We start from the raw sequence: 16,932 nt of genomic DNA, 5'->3' as shown, positions 1-16,932 counted from the left end.
GTACTGGTATCCCCTCGCTGCTGGGCTGTGTCGTCCCCTAAGGATGTGCTGAACTTGTTGATCACTTAGGGGATGACTTCTGTGGTGACTTGTTTTTGGGCCGACCCTGTCACCACCAATTGATTTTGTTTGAATTTGCCCACGGCGCGATCGCCATTGAGTTTGACCCGTGGGTTGGTCTGTTCATAAACCACATTGCCTACGGCCACCACTTCCTCGGCGGTGAGATTCCAATCCACTTGGTTGGCCTTGAGGGAGGTGGGGGGATCTTCGCCCGTTCCCCTAACCGCACCGCTCAATTGTGCCTGTTGGGTCTTGAGATTGTAGCGTCCTTGGTTGCCCCGAAATTGGACTCGTTCGGCGGTTTGGGTGAGTTGTACAGAATCTTGGCCTGTAATGATACCCGCTTGGATATCCCAGGTGGCGGCTCCGCTGGCAAACTGAATCTCTGGGTCAAGGCTATTTAACAAGACATTGCCACTGACAATAATTTTCTGGGCTTTGAGTTGGGCTTCACCTTGATCTGCCCGGAGGCGATCGGTGATCGTTTCTGCGGTGTAACGCTGGACAGTGAGGCCCTCGGCGGCGGTAATTTTATCTTCGGCCACGAGCCAATTGAGCCTGCTGCCTTGGAGTTGCAAGGGGGGCTCCACAATGACCACTTCGACGGTATCGGCGAGTTCTAAATCCTGGCGATCGATAAAATATTTACCCTGGTTGGCGCTGAGTGTGCCGTTGGGATATTTGGCTTGGAGACCCGTGGTGATCTGGAGGATGAAATTGGCGGGTTCCCACTCGGCTTTCTCGGTTTCAAAGACGGCCCCCTGACGATTATCCGTAACCAAAACCCCTGATTCGAGGATAATGCGATCGCCGTCGTTAATCACCTGGCCCTTGTTCGCCTGGAGACTGAGGATCACTTCCCCATCTTGGTAGAGGTTCCCCACGAGCTTGGTGAGGGTGGCGGCTTTGCGGTCTTGGCTATAGATGGCTTCTTCGGCCTGGATTTTCCAGAGAATATTTCCCGCCGCATCGGATTGTTCGAGGAGGGCATCTTCGACGATGAGGCGATTTTCAGAATTTTGGCTTTGGGGTTCTGTTTCCGTCGCTGGCGGGCTATTGCGACAGGCCGTTATTCCTCCAAGATTCCCCATCAAGAGTAGTGCTAAGGCGAATATTTTTGGCGATCGCCCCCATTTCCATCGACACAAACGCACCATCACCTTTACTTACTCATGACTGGGTAACTCAATTGTGCCACCACCACGATCTTCCATCAGCCTCGGTTCCGAAAACTGGCCCCGATGGAGCTTTTGGATATCCGTCTGGATTTGCTCTAGGTCAATGTAACGGTCTGCCACATTAATCAAACTATCGCTAGTCATCGATCGCAGGCTAACCACCTCAACCCGTGCCCCCCGATAGCTGACCGCATCCACCGCATAGGCCAGATCCCCGTCACCACTGACGAGCACCGCCGTATCATAGGAGCCCACGAGGGCCATCATATCCACCGCAATTTCCACGTCCAAATTGGCTTTTTTCGAACCATCCGGCAGTTGCACCAAATCCTTGGCAATGACCCGATAACCATTGCGGCGCATCCACAACAAAAAGCCTTGCTGTTTTTCGTTCGCCCGGTCAACCCCTGTGTAGAAAAAAGACCGCAGTAGCCGTGACCCGCCCGTTAAACGATAAAGAAGTTTGCTGTAGTCGATTTCGATGCCTAATTGCAACGCTGCATAGAATAGATTAGAACCATCGATAAAGATCGCAACACGACCTCGATTTTCAAGTACCTGTTCAGGCGAGAAAACCGGATCGCTACCAAAGTGATCCAGCATTGTGATTATGCCTCTTGAGATTTTATTAAAACGAAAATATTTATGAAACAGTTTTTATAAAAAAATAGATGCCCCATTGTAAAAAAGGGAAACCCAATAACTAAGCTTACTGAGAAAGCTGGAACTTCGTCAAAACTTTTATCATTCCCTCGGTTTTGGGGCTGCGCTTAAGCAGAGGCTTCAGGGACTTCAAGGCGGGCAAAGATAGGCTGGGCTTTCGTTAGGGTTCGTTCAGACCAAGGCAGACCCCAGCGGCTATGGCTGGCAAAGGGAGCCAGATTGACAAGGTCTTCAGGACGATTAAAGTCCCCAGGGAAACCTAATTGACGATAAATTTGATTGCTGAGATTGGGGATCACCGGGGAGAGTAAATAGGCCGCCAGACGTACGGATTCTAGGATCGTCAAGAGAATTTCTTCGACTTGGGCTTGTTCTCCCGCTTTAAATAAGGCCCAGGGGGCGCGGTCATCGATGTATTTGTTGCTGGCTTGGATGAGTGCTAATACCTGCTGACAGGCGGCGGTAAAGTTGAGATTGTCGTAGGCGGCACAGGTGCGATCGCCAAGGGTTTCCCCTAGGGCTTTGAGGGGGTGGTCGGCGGAAATGGTGGCGAGATCTAGAGCCGGGATTTCGCTTTTGCAGTATTTTTTCAGCATGCCTAGGGTGCGGTTCAACAAATTCCCCAGGTCATTGGCCAAGTCAGCATTGACCACATTCACGAAGCGAGTTTCGTTAAAATCACCATCTTTCCCCAGTTCCACTTCCTTGAGGAAGTAGTAGCGCAGGGCATCGGCACCATATTGATTGACCAGGGCGATAGGGTCGATGGTATTGCCGAGGCTTTTACCCATCTTGAGGCCATTTTTGGTGAGAAAGCCGTGGCCAAATACTTTATCGGGCAGGGGCAGGTTTGCCGACATGAGCATCGCTGGCCAGTAGACCGCATGGAAGCGCAGAATATCTTTACCAATTAAATGGAGGTTGATGGGCCACCATTTTTTCAGGGCATTTTCGAGGCTGACTTCCTCCCCGTCTTCTAGCAGAGCCGTAACATAACCCAACAGCGCATCAAACCAAACATAGATCGTGTGGTTCTCGTCGGTGGGCACCGGGAAACCCCAGTCGAGATTGACGCGGGAAATTGAAAAATCCTGCAACCCCTGTTTTACAAAATTGATCACTTCGTTGCGACGGCTGGCGGGCTGGATGAAGTCGGGATTTTCCTGGTAGAGGGCTTCGAGTTGGGCCTGGTATTTAGACAGACGGAAAAAGTAGTTTTCTTCGTCCCGCCACTCGGCCTGCTTGTTGGTGTGGATCGCGCAGTGGTGGTCTTCGATCAGGTCTTTTTCTTCTTTAAATTCTTCGCAGGCAACACAATACCAACCCTGCTGTTGGGCGAGGTAAATATCGCCGTTGTCCCAGACCCGCTGGAAAAATTCAGCAACAATTTTCGCGTGGTTAGGGGCGGTGGTGCGGCTAAAGCGGTCGTATTGGATGTTGTAGTGCTGCCAGAGATCCTTGAAGCTGCCGATAATTTCGTCGCAGTGTACCTGGGGAACAACGCCTTTTTCCTGGGCGGTGCGCTGGATTTTTTGGCCATGTTCGTCGGTGCCTGTAATGAAGAGCACGTCATCCCCCTTAAGGCGATGGAAACGGGCGATCGCATCGGCTACCATCGTTGTGTAGGCACTGCCAATGTGGGGCACGTCATTGACGTAATAGAGGGGAGTTGTCAGGGCAAAACGAACGGGAGAAGTCATACAGGGGCGATCGCCTAGGAATAGATTCAATACAAACTTTTTGTCGCTACTGTGTCAAACCAAGGGCAAGACAGCAGGCACATTCGCCCTATTTTACAAGGTTCTCGCCCGGCTCCCAATGAAAATTTTTTTAGGCTCACCGCTCCCTAGAAATCTGTCGGGGCAACTTGTCGATAGATGTAACGAACAATCCAACTGGCAAGGAAGCCCAACAGCGCGTAGATCACAATCGCAATGAGAAGATTGACATCAAAAATATTCGTGCCGAGGGTTGCATCGGTGCGTTCTACCGGGCTGATAAACAGCGTTGAAAAGGGTGAAACAAAAGGCCCCGAAAGGGCATAGATAAATTTTGCAAAAGTATTTTCTGGGTTGGCGCCGGATAGCCGCAGGAAAAACCGCAAGACTAAGAGCACTTCCAGTAAACCCACGAGAATGTAAATACTATTTTCGATGCGCCTAAACAAAACCCTTTTCCGAATCGCATCCACTTTTTGCTGTTCTTGGCGCAGTTTCGCGACTTCATTCACAGAGCCATCATCCTCAGGCTGAGGATTTGGGTTGGGGTACTGATTCATAGCTAGACTATCCCTGATCAAAATGTGTCACCCCCTGATCTTAGCCACACAAAGGCGGGCTTAGATGTTAAGAAACATCAAGTCAGTCCCAGGAAAATCAAGAAAAATTTTGTGGAATTCAGAAGAGTTAGGACAGTTTCATCAATGCTGTAATGCACTGTCTGTCCCTAGCACTCATGGGGGAAATTAGGCCTTTCTACCCGCAGATTTTAGATATTCTGTGTTTACACCAGATTCCCGGACGAGGGCTAATTTTCCAGTCCGCGCCACTTCGATGATGCCGAATTTTTCAAGCATTTGAAGGATAGCGACCATTTTGCCGGGATCACCCACTACCTGCACCGTCACGGTTCTGTCAGAAATATCGACGATCCGCGCCCGGAAAACCTGTACCAATTGCATCACTTCGGAGCGTTGGCTCGCATCGGCATTGACCTTGACCAACATCAGTTCCCGTTCCACACAGGGTTTGGCGGTGACATCGTCCACTTCCCGCACGTGGATGAGCTTGTCGAGTTGGGCAGAAACCTGTTCAATTTCTTTTTCGTCGCAGGGAACAACCATGGTAATCCGAGAAATACCCTCTTTTTCGGCGGGGCCAACGGCGAGGCTTTCGATGTTAAAACCACGACGGGCAAAGAGTCCGGCAATGCGGGTGAGGACTCCGGCTTCGTCTTCAACAAGAACTGAGAGGGTGTGTTTCATCATGGTCTGGGGATTGGGGCGGCGCTACGTACTAAAACCAAGGGGATATATTACTATAGCTCGCTGGCACCTTCTAGCCATTGGGAAAATAATTCATAGATTAGGGCCGGGGCTTCGTCGTGGGGGCAGTGGCCAAGGCCGGGCAAAATCTTGAGGGTGATCCGGGGATTAACGGCGGCAAGTTGGGGGGCGATCGCCACGGGGACAAAGCGATCCTGTTCGCCCCAGAGCAGCAACATTGGGCAAGGCATTTTCGCAAAAACCGTGGCCATGGGCGGCGCAAAACCTGGCTGACCAACGCGGCGACTCAGGGCAACAAATGCTTGAGCAGCATCTTGATCCAGGGTCGGGGCCTGCACAATTGCTAACAGTTCAGCATCAATATCTGGCCAGGAAGGATAGGCTAATTTCAGCCAATTTTTCAGGACAAAAGGACGGCGCGCCACCCGAAAGATGAGTTTCAGGAGCCAGGGTTGCATGGCACTGCGCTCCAAACCATTGACAATCGGGCGCAGAGGTTTGGGGAGCATCGCTTGGCGTTGGGCGACATCCGGCACACTCATCAGGGCGATCGCCTCGACCCGATTTTTTGGATCTTGGCCCAGGTTGGCACAGACCAAAGAACCAAGGGAATTTCCCAACAAAATTACCGGACGCCGCACCACAAGGTTTAAAAAGTCGCTCAGTTGCGCTGTCCAGAGGGGGACGCCAAACTCTGCGCTGCCTTTCCGCGAACCCCCAAACCCCAATAAATCCAAAGCATACACATCGCGATCCTGGGCGAGCAAGGGCATTAAATGACGCCAATGCTCTAGGGCCGCCCCAAATCCATGGAGGAGGACAAGGGGCGATCGCCCCCTGTTTTCCGGAACCGTGCGCCAAAAACTGTAACGAATCTGCCAGCCCCGCCAAATCCAGCACCGTTGTGACCCGATCCGTTGTGACCAAGGTTGAAGCGCCATTGCAGCATTTATTCCCCTAGGGTGTTGGGCGATCGCCATAACTTAAATTGAGCATCCTCGCTTGAAAAATCATCACAAATTGTCCCTAAAATCTGCCCCAGGACGTAACGAAAAGTCCGCCAATGAGTAAAATGGGCATAGTTCTCAATTTTTTATTGACTGTAATAAACCTACCTACCAAATCGTAACAACATTCAACGCATAGCCTGTGAAAGATAAAAGACGCGTAAAACGTGACCTCCCGAAAATTAACGAAAGAATTCGTTTTCCAAATATCAGAGTCATCAGTGGAGACGGGGAACAACTTGGCATCATGACCCCCGCCGAGGCCCTGGCGATCGCCGAAGAAGAAGACCTCGATCTTGTCCTCGTCAGCGAAACCGCCAAGCCGCCAGTATGCCGGATTATGGACTACGGGAAGTACAAATTCGAGCAGGAAAAACGCGCCCGAGAAGCCAAAAAGAAACAGCACAATGCGGATCTCAAAGAGGTCAAAATGCGTTACAAAATTGAGGAACATGACTACCAAGTCCGGGTAAACAGTGCCCAACGCTTCCTCAAATCAGGCGACAAAGTCAAAGCAACGATCACCTTCCGGGGCCGGGAGATCCAACACTCCAACCTCGCCCAAAAACTGCTAGATCGCATGGCCAAAGACCTCGAAGAAGTCGGTGAAATTCAACAGCGACCCAAACGAGAAGGGCGTAACATGATGATGATTCTCGCCCCGAAAAAATCCACCTAGGCGCGATTGAGGCGGCCAACATGAAAATGTAGCTATTTATCGCTGGGGAGTCAGTTGTGCTTGCGGGCAAAGGCTACTCCCCAATGTTGTTTCTATAACGTTAGCCAACCATGGCCCGTCGCTGCTCAAAAGTTCCTAAAACACCCAGACTGTTTGCAAATTTAGGTTTCTCCCCCACAAGCTTAGGTTAAGCTTCGCGGGTCACCCCCATCCAGAAGGCCCCTGTGACCATGGTTGTTTGTCCCCAATGTACCCAAGAAAACCCGCCAGAAAATCGTTTCTGTCAGTATTGTGGAAGCTCTCTGACGAGGCCCTGTCCCCACTGTGAAACGCCCGTACGGTTACAGCAAGAGCAATGTGAATCTTGCCAAGGGTGGGTCAGTCGGCCTCTCACAGCCTTGATCCTGGACGCTGAAGCGGCATCTTGCCAAGCACGAGAAACCCTTGATGAAGCTGGTCGTTATCGCCTGGGCGATCGCCCAACGGTACGGGCCGAAACATTTCCTTGGCTCGCGGTGATCGATACAACCCCAGAAACCCCAACAATTTTAGAAACTGCCCTCCAAGAGTTAGAAATAACCGATCCCGCCCAGCTCGCTGATCCCGACCTCTGGCAAGATAAAGAAATTCCGGCGATCGCCCGTCAGTATCTCAGCCTGCAAGATGATTTTTCTGCGGTGCCAAAACTCCTGGAAGCTTGGCGTCAGCCAGAATATCAAGTGCTGCTGTTTGAGCAACGCCCACAGCCCATCACGCCCTTAAAAACCTACTGCCAAGTACAAACCCCCCTCTACGAACAACTGCTGCAATGGTGTTTTCAGATGGTGCAGCTATGGCGAGAATTGGTGCCCCTCCAATGTTGCCAAACTATCCTTGAACCAACAAATTTATACCTCGACGAAGACCAAAGCCTCGTGGTGCGACAACTCCTCCAGGATGATCCAGACCATCTCCCGGCACTGCAGCGACTGCCTCAACTATGGCAAGATTTGTTTCACCTATCTACCCAACCAGCGTGGCAACCCCTCTATGAGCTGACTGAAACGGCCCAAATTGGTGGTTTGGATACGGTCTCCCGCCTAAAAAAAGCCCTCCGTGCCCTCGCCCCAGAAGATACCGATGATTTTTATGGGGAAGTGGAGGGAGAGTTAGAAGCCATCGAATTACAGCTAGAGGATTTAACCACCCTGGATGATGTTTTGTTGTCGGCTGATTTAGGCCCAGAAGATCTCGCAGAAACCCCGGACGGAGAAACAGCAACGGCTAATCCTGAATCAGAAGCCGAGGACTCACCCCAGATTGAACATTCTGGAGGGAGCATTGCTTCGGGGGACTTTGAACCCTTGGCTTTCCCAGAGGAAGAGGAAGCCTCAACGGTAGTCTTACCGATGAATTTGGTGAGTTTAGACGATGCAGGCTGCACGGATATTGGTCAAGAGCGGGATCACAACGAGGACTATTTTGGTATGCGTACCCGCATCGAAAAGCAGGAAAATCTCCTGGGGAGACAAATTCAAGGGCGCGGCTTCTATGTGGTCTGTGATGGTATGGGCGGCCATGCGGCGGGGGAAGTGGCCAGTGCCCTTTCTGTGGAAACGATTCAGGCTTTTTTCCAGGAGCATTGGCAGGACAAGTTACCGGATGAGGCCGTGATCCGCCAGGCCATTTGGGAGACCAATGAGGCGGTTTACAATATCAACTTGAAAAATTCCCGTTCTGGGAGCGGGCGCATGGGCACGACCTTAGTTTTGATGTTGGTTCAAGACAATCAGGTGGCGATCGCCCATGTGGGAGACAGTCGCATCTATCGTGTGAGCCGCAAAGGAAATCTCGAACAACTCACCGTTGACCATGAGGTGGGTCAGCGGGAATTACATCGGGGCGTCACCCCAGAGATTGCCTATGGGAGGCCCGATGCCTACCAACTGACCCAGGCCATTGGCCCCCGGGAAAATAGTTTTGTGGAGCCGGATATTAATTTTTTCCAGGTGAACGAAGATAGTCTGTTTTTGCTCTGTTCCGATGGCTTATCGGACAATGACTTAATTGAAACGACCTGGGAAGAAATGCTCCTCCCCCTCCTGAGTGCCCGGGCCAATTTAGATGAAGGGGTGCATCGCTTAATTGCCCTGGCTAATGAACGCAATGGTCATGACAACATTACGGCGGTGCTTGTGCGGTTACGGGTGCGTCCTAATATTGGGGCCTCAAGTTTTTAGAAATCATGATTTCAGTGATTATGCCTGTTTTAAATGAGGCAGCCGGTATTGTCCCTTGTTTACAATCCTTGCTCCAAGTTCCTACTCCTTTAGAAATTATTGTTGTGGATGGGGGCAGTCAGGATCCGACTTGTGATCTAGTACGTCAGTTTCCGGTGACCCTTTGTCAAACCACTGGGGGGCGCGGCCAACAAATGAATCGAGGGGCGGCGATCGCCCAGGGAGACATTTTTCTGTTTCTCCATGGCGATACCCAATTACCCCAGGACTTTGCGGCCCTTGTGACAGAGACCTTGGCGGATTCCCAGGTGGTGGCTGGAGCCTTTCCTTTAGGAATTGCCGATTCTCGGTGGCGATTTCGTGCTTTAGAAAAGTTAGTCCAATGGCGATCGCAACTTTTGGCTTTGCCCTACGGTGACCAGGCCATTTTTTTGCGGCGTCAGGATTTTGAAGCCCTGGGGGGTTATGCCGAAATTCCCATTATGGAAGACTATGAGCTAATGCAACGGCTGAGAAAACGGGGCAAGATTCGCCTGACAAGCCAACCTGTACAAACTTCAGCTCGCAGATGGCAGCGACTGGGTCTGTGGCGCACCACTTGGATTAACCAAAAAATGCTCCTCGGTTATCATCTCGGCATTGATCCAGAGATTCTCCGTCAATGGTATCGTCAACAAATCCGTAATTGAAGATCGTTATTGGTGGGGCTTGTTCAGATTATCAAGTTGTTCTCGGAGGCGATCGCAAAAACCATACAGTTCATCCAAAGCATTAAGGGGAGCCGGATTAATTTGGCTCCGCAGATAAATATGGCGCAATTTCCGCTCTAGACGTTGGGCCGCTTCAATGGCCTCTTGTCCAAGTTCATCCATCTGCTGCTGTTGATAAAACGCCAGTGCTTGACCCCGTAAGACTTGCAAGGTGCCCTCTTCACCGTACTGTCCCGGCATGACCCGCAGCCGCAGTAAAATTCGCTCACCCTGATAGTATTGTTCCATTTCCACTTTTTTCGGTCGGTCGATGGGCCCTGGGGGCAGGTGAGCGAGGCGCTTAAATTCATCGAGGATGCCGTGGAATGTTTCCTGGGGAATACCGGACAATGACCCTTTCATCAAACCACTTTCACTGAGAAAAATGCGGCCTGCCCGGGCGTGGTTTTCAAAATAGAGGCGGCCAATGCCCTCCGTTAAAATGCGGCCCAACAGTTCTTGGTATAGTTGCGACGCGGATAAGTGGTTGAGTTCTTCGAGGGGAGTGTTGAGATATTGCGGTGAAATTTGCAATTCCCCTGCATCATTCGCCGTAGCAGACGGTGACGCTTGCAGTTGTACTGGCCCCTTGGGAATCACCACCGCTGGCACATGTCGAAAAAATTCGGACAGTTCATTATTCACCGGCATCTGTAGAGCCGTTGTCTCCCCAGAAAACACGGCAGTGTCTTGATCCGCATCATTAGAAACAGACGACGGCATGGGTGGCGGCCCATTTTCCATGACTAAAGTCGCCCGTTCTGAGATTGGTGGGGTGGCGTTTTTTTGGCCAGGGACTGGGGACGTTTTGGGTTGGGGCGGAGATTTTTGCTTGCTTTGATGGTAATTCAGGTAAGAAGACAGAATTAGCTGGTAGGTTTTGAGATCAAGCTTTTGGGCTTTGAGTTGCAGTCCGCCGCGACTGAGCAGTTTATTGACGATGGCCGCGACGCTTGAGCGTTGGGGATCGACAATGCCCAGGGTGAGACAGCGATCTTGGAGGGTGAGGGGCAGAATTTCGTGATTACGGCAAAGATTCAGGGGCAAATAGCGATCAATCAACTGAAAGGTCTGCTGCAAGTCGAGATTAGACCAAGTAAAGGGCTCAATGGTGATGGGCAAGGGGGCTGGCATATTAGCGTCGGGGGAGACAAAATAGTTTTTAACGGCGGGAATAATTAATATAGAAAAATTTTTAAAATCGAGGACTAGCACCACCAAAGCTCAGTAAGCAGTCCAGCAAGATTGCCCTCTAGTGTAACCCCTTGGTTCAGGGGCCAGACATGATTTCTCGAAGAAGCTTTACAGAATTTTAAGCGATCGCCCCCTTTGTCGAGATTTTCGGGCAGCCTTTACGTTTCGCAACTTCTGGATGTCATGAACTGGCGATGACAACACCGGATCTCAGGGCGGCATTGCTTTTTTCTGGAGCGATCCCCGAAACATATCGCAGCAAAAAAGGCGATCGCCACGGCAATCTCCCCACTAGTGTTACTAAAGTTTATCTGCCCATACCCTTCGTAAAAGAAGAAAATTTTTCGTAACTTTATACTTCTTTGAGCTGTCTCAGCCGACCCAAATTCACTGCCTAGAATGGGGCCGTAACCAACCTACCCAGTTCTATCCAGTTGGACTGACGCACAAATATATGGCTTCTCTCAATCTCGCAATCAATGGTTTTGGCCGCATTGGCCGCCTCGTTTTTCGTGCTGCCCTCCACAACCCCAATCTCAATTTTGTTTGCATCAATGATCTGATTTCCCCGGAAAAGATTGCCTATCTCCTCAGATATGACTCTACCCATGGTCGTTTTCCAGGCACCATCGAAGCCACCGCCGATGGTATTTATGTGAATGGCCAGTTTATCCGCTGCACGATGGTCAAAGACCCCAGTATATTGCCCTGGGAAGAACTGAACGTTGACTATGTGATTGAATCTACTGGATGTTTCCGGGATTTTGTCGGCGTCTCCAAGCACCTAGAAGCCGGAGCGAAACGGGTAATTGTTTCTGCGCCTACCAGCGAACCCCAGCGCATTCCCACCTTTGTGGTTGGGGTAAATCACCATGATTATTCCCCGGCCTATGACCGCATTGTGTCCAACGCCAGTTGTACGACTAATTGTCTCGCCCCCATTGCCAAGGTAATCCACGATAACTTTGGCCTAGCAGAGGGGTTGATGACGACAATCCACGCGATGACAGCGACCCAGCCCACTGTGGATGGAGCCAATAAAAAAGACAATCGGAGTGGTCGCGGCGCAGGTCAAAATATTATTCCGGCTTCCACTGGCGCGGCGAAGGCAGTGACCTTGGTCTTACCGGAGTTGGCCGGACGTTTAACCGGGATGGCAATGCGGGTGCCGACCCCTGATGTTTCGGTGGTTGATCTGACCTTCCGCACCGAAAAACCCACTTCCTATGGGGAAATTTGTGCCGCGATGCGTGAGGCGGCCAATGGTGAGCTAAAAGGCGTTTTGGCCTACACCGAAGATGATGTGGTTTCTACAGACTTCACCAGCGATCCCCATTCCAGCATTTTCGATGCCGGGGCTGGGATGGCGCTGAATGAGCACTTTTTTAAGGTAGTGGCCTGGTATGACAACGAATGGGGCTATGCCAATCGCGTTTTAGATTTGCTCCTGAGTATGGCTGCTAAGGAAAAAGAAACAGAAATGGCGATCGCCGCCTAAGAGAACCTCACTTAAGATCTCTTAGAAACACAAAATCCCCTTGTGGATGCAGGGGGATTTTCAGCATGATTTTTAGGTTTTTATTTTTTATCTCAAACCGCAATGCATCTAACCGGCCTGGTGGCGATCCAGTTGGTCTAAATCCAAGTCTAAAGCGGCAATATCTGCATTATTACCAATCACCGATTTCATCCCCTCTAGGGTAGACATCATATTGCGGGGGTCAAGGAACATCACCTTACTACTGCCGCTACTACCAATGGTTTGCCCCATTTCGAGGTATTGCTGGGCCAAGATAAACTGCAACGCTTCACCGGCGGCAGGATTGGTTTTGAGCTGTTGGGCGACAATTTGCATCGCTTGGGCAGAAGCCTGGGCGCGCATCACTTCTTCCTGGCGTTTCGCCTCCGCCCGCATGATAATCGCTTCTTTTTCTGCTTCTGCCTGGAGAATAGCTGCTTTTTTCTGGGATTCGGCCTCTAACACCTGGGACTCAGCACGACCCTGGGCAGAGTTGACCGCCGATTCTCGTTCCCCTTCAGAGGTGAGGATTGCGGCCCGTTTTTTCCGCTCAGCGGCCATTTGCAGCTCCATGGAGTCCAGCACCGCCTTTGAGGGTACAATGTCGCGCAGTTCGACCCGGGTGACTTTTACGCCCCAAGGATCCGTGGAAATATCCAATTCCCGCAGCAAGAGCTCGTTAATTTCGGTGCGGGCGGTGAAGGTTTCATCAAGTTCTAGCTTGCCCATTTCCGAGCGGATTTGGGTGAGAACCAAGTTCACCATGGCCGATTGGAGATTTTCTACCTTGTAATAGGCTTTGTACATATCGACAATGCGCCAGTAAACCACCGCATCCACGCTAATGGAAACGTTGTCACGGGTGATGCAAGATTGGGGGGGGACATCTAAAACTTTTTCCCGGATGGTCTCGCGATAAACGATTTTATCGATAAAAGGGGTGACGAAATTTAAGCCCGGTTCAAGGGTTTTTTTATAGCTACCGAGGCTTTCGACTAAATATTGATTTTTTTCATTGACAATCTTGACGGAACCAAAAACAGCGGAACCACCCAGGGCCAAAATGATAAATACTAAAGGGTTCATTGGAATCTGCCTCAATGGTTGTTGGGTAAATATAAGCAGGATTTGTTTTCAGGCTAGCGCAGGTCGTTTGTCTTGATGGGCTTCTGTTGTGGAAAAGTTACCTGGGCTGGGGAGGTGAAACCAGGACATAAAAAAAGAGAATCAGCACTTGGCTCATTCTCTAGGAACTGGATTATGGGAAAAAGTAGTGGTTATTGGGCGAAACCGGAGTTGTATTCGTTAAAGGATTGGATCGGTTTTTTGAGGTTCTCGCCTTCCCGTAGTGGTAAGTCAAAGAGCTTCCGGAAGGTATTGTCGATGTCGTTAAAGTCGCTTTGGCCGACTTCATTAAAAATGACTTTGCCCTTGGCATCGAGAATGACGGTTTGGGGGATTTTTCCGCCGTAGTAATAACCGACTTCGTCTTTGCTGTAGCGTTTTTTCTGGGGAATGGAGTCGATCGCCACGGGGATAATGCTGATCACTTTTTCGTAGTAGGACTGGATTTCGGAGACAATGGGGGCAAAACGCTTACTGTCGCTACTGTCGTCGGCGTAGAACACCAACATGGCAGGGAGTTTCCGTTCTCTAGTTTCTTGGAGAGAGAGGCGGGGCGGTACGAGGGAACCATTGCCTGCGTAAAGAACAAAAACATTGCCATCGTAGCGATCATCGTTGAGGCTCGCCCAGGCGGGGGTGACACATAGGGATAGCGTTGTTATGAGAATAACGAGGAGGCTAAGAAGAATGTGCTTGGGGGAAAGGTGCCGGGCTTGCATCATGGAATTTTTGTTTTACTTAAAGGGTTATGAACTTGGCTGGCGTCACTATGGTGAATTATCGCATTAGCCTACAAGCATGGGTAGAGCGATCGCCAGAAAACCTAAGAAGAAATACTTATCGGTACTGGGAGGTTAGATTGCGATGGTGCAGCAGAGAGATAATTTGCGATGAAAGAACAGCAACAGGCGTTATTTTTTCGGCAGTTGGGGGCAACCCTCAAAGCAGGCATGGGCTTGGGTCAGGCGGTAGCCTTGGCCATGGGGGAAATTCCCCGGCGGCAACGGGAGCCTTGGCAAGGGGTAATTTTGCAATTGGAACGGGGCCATAGTCTCCGGGAAAGTTGGCTACCGGTGCGATCGCAGTTTTCGGCCTGGGCGATCGCCCTCCTGGAGATTGCCGAAACCAGTGGGGCTTTGGTGAGCGTTTGCCGGGATGTGTCAGATACCTTGGTGGAGATGGCAGAACGGCGGCGCTTAATCCGAGGGATGCTCCTGCGGGGGCTGGTCATGGTCTGGTCTTGGGTGATGGTTATCTATCTGCTGCTGGGGGGCTCACTCCTGGCGGGAGACTTCGGGGCGACGGCCTTGACCACGGCGATCGCCTTAATGGTTTTTCTGTATGGGGCGATCACTTGGGAACCGCTGCGCCTCGGTTTACGGCGGGTGCCGCCGCTGCGGAACATTACTCGGTTGCAGATGCTGATTCATCTGGGTTATCTCCAGTTGCCCCTGGATTGTGGTTTGCCCCTAACGGCAGCGATCGCCTGGTTAGCCGAGGGATTTCCAGATCCAGATCTCCAAACCATTTGCCGACGCATTGAACCCCAGGTGCGCCGGGGCACAGACTTAACGACGGCGATCGCCCCCTATTTTTCGCCGATGGTGCGCCAAATCATTCGTTCTGGGGAAACAGCCGGCACCTTGCCCCTCAGCTTTAGTCAAATTCGCCAATATTACCAACGGGAACTGTTCCGCCGTTTTACGTTGTTGCGGGTGCAAATTTTGCTGTTAAGTCTGTTGAGCTTTGGGGTATTTGTGGCGCTGTTGGGGGCCGATGTGATTCAGTCGATGCAACAGCAATTTGAGGCTTTTTAACTTTCCCGAACGGCAGAGGTCTGCCAAACCTCCACTCTACCCTACGTTCAGCTGATTAGACAGAATAGGCCTGTTGGAGCGCTTCCACCACGCGACTGAGACCCACGGAATTGGAGGCTTTAAACAAAAGGCGATCGCCGGGTTGCATAGTTGCCTGTAAATGCTCGATTAAACTCCTATGGTCGGGGAAACAAAGACTCGGCACCCCTGGGGCACCATCGGCGATCGCCTGGGCTTCCGGGTCATCCACCAGCACATAGAGCTGATCGAGACCGAGGGCCTGGGCCTTTTCGCCCACTTGGATATGGAGCGCCTCGGAAAATTCCCCTAGTTCCTTCATTGTCCCAAGCACGGCAATGTGGCGATCGCCGGGGGTTTGTTTGAGCAGATCAAGGGCCGCCAACATCGACTCTAGCCCCGCATTGTAGGTTTCATCTAATAAGACAATGTCATTGGGGAGCACCAGGCGCTGCGATCGCCCCTTGGGCATGGCCAGGAAAATTTCTGTCGTTAAACCCTGCCAACCAAAACCCAGCACTTGCATCACGCCCAGGGCCGCCAGGTAATTGAGGGCATTGTGCTGACCCGCCAGGGGCACCGGAAATACTTGATCGGCCACTTTGACTTGATCCGGCGCGATGTATTCCCCGGTTAAATCCCCCTGGTTAAAGCCATAACTGAGGGTTTCCCCAGACCAAACCGTTGCTGCCGTCGCCATCAGTAACTCATTATCGGCGTTGAGCATCGCCACGCTGTCCTTGGGCATAAATTCGAGCAGTTCGCATTTGGCCTTGGCGATCGCCTCCCGTGATCCGAGGCGACCAATGTGGGCTGTCCCGACGTTGGTAATAATGCCGATCGTTGGCTGGGCAATTTCTGCGAGTCGGGCAATTTCCCCTGGCCCCCGCATCGCCATTTCAATCACAGCAAAATCATGGTCTGGGGTCAGGTTTAACAAGGTCTTGGGGACGCCGATTTCATTGTTAAAATTGGCCTCGGTTTTGAGAACGTTTCCCTGGGTGCCCAAAACCCCCGCAATCAGTTCCTTGGTGCTGGTTTTCCCGACAGAACCCGTAATCCCAATCACCGGAATGTTGACCTGTTGCCGCCACCACGCCCCTAAATCTTGGTAAGCCCGGAGGGTATCGTTGACGATCCACTGGGGTAAATCCGTCTCTAGGGGCCGACTGGTAATGAGGGCGATCGCCCCGGCCTGGTGTGCTTGGTCAACATAATCGTGGCCATCAAATTTCTCGCCCACGAGGGCCACAAACACATTGCCCGGCTGTAAATCTCTAGTGTCCGTCGAAACGCCGGTGGCGGGTTCAGGGGAAATCTGCTGGGGCGATCGCCGTAAATTTTCCCCCAAGATTGCCGTCAATTGAGACAACATCAACACAATCCCCATGACTTGAGTAACCCCACAACAAACTTTCCTAGGCAATCTTACGGGATTTTGGGTAGCCCCTAGTGATATTTGTCACCATCGTCGGGGCGGCGATCGCCTACATTATAAAGAGATGCCCTGTGACAAAATTAGCAACCAAACCCCAGAAGCCTAGTAAAATCAGAGAAAATAGCCGCAGCAAAGCTCAACCCTCCCAAGACCCGTTTTTACAACCGTAGCCTTGATCTTTACCAAGAAAACACAAAAGGCTGCGCCTTTTCCTCTCAGTCGCCACTTAAAATAGAAAAAATCAGTCTCCCCTAAATCT

General features: G+C 51.2%; 16 protein-coding genes. 6 read left to right on the top strand and 10 right to left on the bottom strand.

Translation table 11 applies throughout. From position 1 onward, the window contains the following. Window positions 1–65: 65 nt before the first annotated feature. The 6 genes from lptC to FEK30_RS03170 form a co-directional block, all read right to left on the bottom strand. On the bottom strand, window positions 66–1,220 hold the full coding sequence (lptC, locus tag FEK30_RS03195; protein WP_255447932.1) for an LPS export ABC transporter periplasmic protein LptC: 1,155 nt from the start codon (window positions 1,218–1,220) through the stop codon (window positions 66–68). A gap of 9 nt (window positions 1,221–1,229) precedes the next feature. Further along, window positions 1,230–1,844 carry a LabA-like NYN domain-containing protein gene (locus FEK30_RS03190; RefSeq protein WP_012308301.1) on the bottom strand — a complete coding sequence of 205 codons (615 nt, stop codon included), beginning with the start codon at window positions 1,842–1,844 and terminating at the stop codon, window positions 1,230–1,232. 167 nt (window positions 1,845–2,011) lie between these two features. Continuing rightward, window positions 2,012–3,604 carry a methionine--tRNA ligase gene (gene metG, locus FEK30_RS03185; protein WP_138071758.1) on the bottom strand — a complete coding sequence of 531 codons (1,593 nt, stop codon included), beginning with the start codon at window positions 3,602–3,604 and terminating at the stop codon, window positions 2,012–2,014. 146 nt (window positions 3,605–3,750) lie between these two features. Next, window positions 3,751–4,182, bottom strand: a complete 432-nt coding sequence (locus tag FEK30_RS03180; protein WP_012308299.1) for a YggT family protein — start codon at window positions 4,180–4,182, stop codon at window positions 3,751–3,753. Window positions 4,183–4,368: 186 nt separating this feature from the next. Then, window positions 4,369–4,887, bottom strand: coding sequence for an acetolactate synthase small subunit (ilvN, locus tag FEK30_RS03175; RefSeq protein ID WP_012308298.1), 519 nt, complete (start codon window positions 4,885–4,887; stop codon window positions 4,369–4,371). A 53-nt stretch (window positions 4,888–4,940) separates the two neighbouring features. Further along, complete coding sequence (locus FEK30_RS03170; RefSeq protein WP_138073725.1) at window positions 4,941–5,849, bottom strand: alpha/beta fold hydrolase; 909 nt, start codon at window positions 5,847–5,849, stop codon at window positions 4,941–4,943. Between the two features lie 208 nt (window positions 5,850–6,057). Between FEK30_RS03170 and infC the strand changes: the two genes are divergently transcribed. The 3 genes from infC to FEK30_RS03155 all read left to right on the top strand — a co-directional run bounded on the left by infC (window position 6,058) and on the right by FEK30_RS03155 (window position 9,502). Continuing rightward, on the top strand, window positions 6,058–6,594 hold the full coding sequence (infC, locus tag FEK30_RS03165; protein WP_012308296.1) for a translation initiation factor IF-3: 537 nt from the start codon (window positions 6,058–6,060) through the stop codon (window positions 6,592–6,594). 230 nt (window positions 6,595–6,824) lie between these two features. Continuing rightward, window positions 6,825–8,813: a serine/threonine phosphatase gene (locus tag FEK30_RS03160; RefSeq protein ID WP_138071756.1), complete on the top strand. Its 1,989-nt coding sequence runs from the start codon at window positions 6,825–6,827 to the stop codon at window positions 8,811–8,813. A 5-nt stretch (window positions 8,814–8,818) separates the two neighbouring features. Beyond that, a complete protein-coding gene (locus tag FEK30_RS03155; RefSeq protein ID WP_065711438.1) occupies window positions 8,819–9,502 on the top strand; it encodes a TIGR04283 family arsenosugar biosynthesis glycosyltransferase in 684 nt (227 codons plus the stop codon). A gap of 6 nt (window positions 9,503–9,508) precedes the next feature. Here FEK30_RS03155 and FEK30_RS03150 read toward each other — a convergent pair whose 3' ends face one another. Continuing rightward, the gene (locus FEK30_RS03150) at window positions 9,509–10,777 is read right to left on the bottom strand and encodes a hypothetical protein (protein ID WP_138071754.1); all 1,269 of its coding nucleotides are present in this window, start codon (window positions 10,775–10,777) and stop codon (window positions 9,509–9,511) included. Window positions 10,778–10,950: 173 nt separating this feature from the next. Between FEK30_RS03150 and FEK30_RS16705 the strand changes: the two genes are divergently transcribed. Both FEK30_RS16705 and gap read left to right on the top strand, forming a co-directional pair. Further along, complete coding sequence (locus FEK30_RS16705; protein ID WP_168191112.1) at window positions 10,951–11,106, top strand: hypothetical protein; 156 nt, start codon at window positions 10,951–10,953, stop codon at window positions 11,104–11,106. Window positions 11,107–11,210: 104 nt separating this feature from the next. Then, window positions 11,211–12,254: a type I glyceraldehyde-3-phosphate dehydrogenase gene (gap, locus tag FEK30_RS03145; RefSeq protein ID WP_138071752.1), complete on the top strand. Its 1,044-nt coding sequence runs from the start codon at window positions 11,211–11,213 to the stop codon at window positions 12,252–12,254. Between the two features lie 108 nt (window positions 12,255–12,362). Here gap and FEK30_RS03140 read toward each other — a convergent pair whose 3' ends face one another. Further along, complete coding sequence (locus FEK30_RS03140) at window positions 12,363–13,361, bottom strand: SPFH domain-containing protein (RefSeq protein WP_012308290.1); 999 nt, start codon at window positions 13,359–13,361, stop codon at window positions 12,363–12,365. 191 nt (window positions 13,362–13,552) lie between these two features. Beyond that, window positions 13,553–14,119, bottom strand: coding sequence for a thylakoid membrane photosystem I accumulation factor (locus FEK30_RS03135; RefSeq protein ID WP_168191159.1), 567 nt, complete (start codon window positions 14,117–14,119; stop codon window positions 13,553–13,555). 171 nt (window positions 14,120–14,290) lie between these two features. Here FEK30_RS03135 and FEK30_RS03130 point away from each other — a divergent pair, with 171 nt between their 5' ends. Next, complete coding sequence (locus tag FEK30_RS03130) at window positions 14,291–15,217, top strand: type II secretion system F family protein (RefSeq protein ID WP_138071750.1); 927 nt, start codon at window positions 14,291–14,293, stop codon at window positions 15,215–15,217. Between the two features lie 55 nt (window positions 15,218–15,272). Here FEK30_RS03130 and FEK30_RS03125 read toward each other — a convergent pair whose 3' ends face one another. Further along, window positions 15,273–16,610 (bottom strand): UDP-N-acetylmuramoyl-tripeptide--D-alanyl-D-alanine ligase, encoded by a 1,338-nt coding sequence (locus tag FEK30_RS03125; RefSeq protein WP_255447931.1) that lies wholly within the window; start codon window positions 16,608–16,610, stop codon window positions 15,273–15,275. Window positions 16,611–16,932 lie beyond the last annotated feature (322 nt).

This window comes from Picosynechococcus sp. PCC 11901 (assembly GCF_005577135.1).
Taxonomy (GTDB): Bacteria; Cyanobacteriota; Cyanobacteriia; order Cyanobacteriales; family MRBY01; genus MRBY01.
The sequence above is the reverse complement of the archived record's forward strand: the minus strand, read 5'-3'. Positions and strand labels throughout refer to the sequence as shown.

Excerpts from the sequence above, each read along its gene's own strand:
- ilvN (WP_012308298.1), bottom strand. The coding sequence starts at position 4,887 with ATGAAACACACCCTCTCAGTTCTTGTTGAAGACGAAGCCGGAGTCCTC.
- FEK30_RS16705 (WP_168191112.1), top strand. The coding sequence starts at position 10,951 with ATGACAACACCGGATCTCAGGGCGGCATTGCTTTTTTCTGGAGCGATC.
- FEK30_RS03170 (WP_138073725.1), bottom strand. The coding sequence starts at position 5,849 with ATGGCGCTTCAACCTTGGTCACAACGGATCGGGTCACAACGGTGCTGG.
- FEK30_RS03180 (WP_012308299.1), bottom strand. The coding sequence starts at position 4,182 with ATGAATCAGTACCCCAACCCAAATCCTCAGCCTGAGGATGATGGCTCT.
- lptC (WP_255447932.1), bottom strand. The coding sequence starts at position 1,220 with ATGGTGCGTTTGTGTCGATGGAAATGGGGGCGATCGCCAAAAATATTC.
- metG (WP_138071758.1), bottom strand. The coding sequence starts at position 3,604 with ATGACTTCTCCCGTTCGTTTTGCCCTGACAACTCCCCTCTATTACGTC.
- FEK30_RS03160 (WP_138071756.1), top strand. The coding sequence starts at position 6,825 with ATGGTTGTTTGTCCCCAATGTACCCAAGAAAACCCGCCAGAAAATCGT.
- FEK30_RS03125 (WP_255447931.1), bottom strand. The coding sequence starts at position 16,610 with ATGTTGTCTCAATTGACGGCAATCTTGGGGGAAAATTTACGGCGATCG.
- FEK30_RS03155 (WP_065711438.1), top strand. The coding sequence starts at position 8,819 with ATGATTTCAGTGATTATGCCTGTTTTAAATGAGGCAGCCGGTATTGTC.
- FEK30_RS03130 (WP_138071750.1), top strand. The coding sequence starts at position 14,291 with ATGAAAGAACAGCAACAGGCGTTATTTTTTCGGCAGTTGGGGGCAACC.
- gap (WP_138071752.1), top strand. The coding sequence starts at position 11,211 with ATGGCTTCTCTCAATCTCGCAATCAATGGTTTTGGCCGCATTGGCCGC.
- FEK30_RS03135 (WP_168191159.1), bottom strand. The coding sequence starts at position 14,119 with ATGCAAGCCCGGCACCTTTCCCCCAAGCACATTCTTCTTAGCCTCCTC.
- FEK30_RS03190 (WP_012308301.1), bottom strand. The coding sequence starts at position 1,844 with ATGCTGGATCACTTTGGTAGCGATCCGGTTTTCTCGCCTGAACAGGTA.
- FEK30_RS03140 (WP_012308290.1), bottom strand. The coding sequence starts at position 13,361 with ATGAACCCTTTAGTATTTATCATTTTGGCCCTGGGTGGTTCCGCTGTT.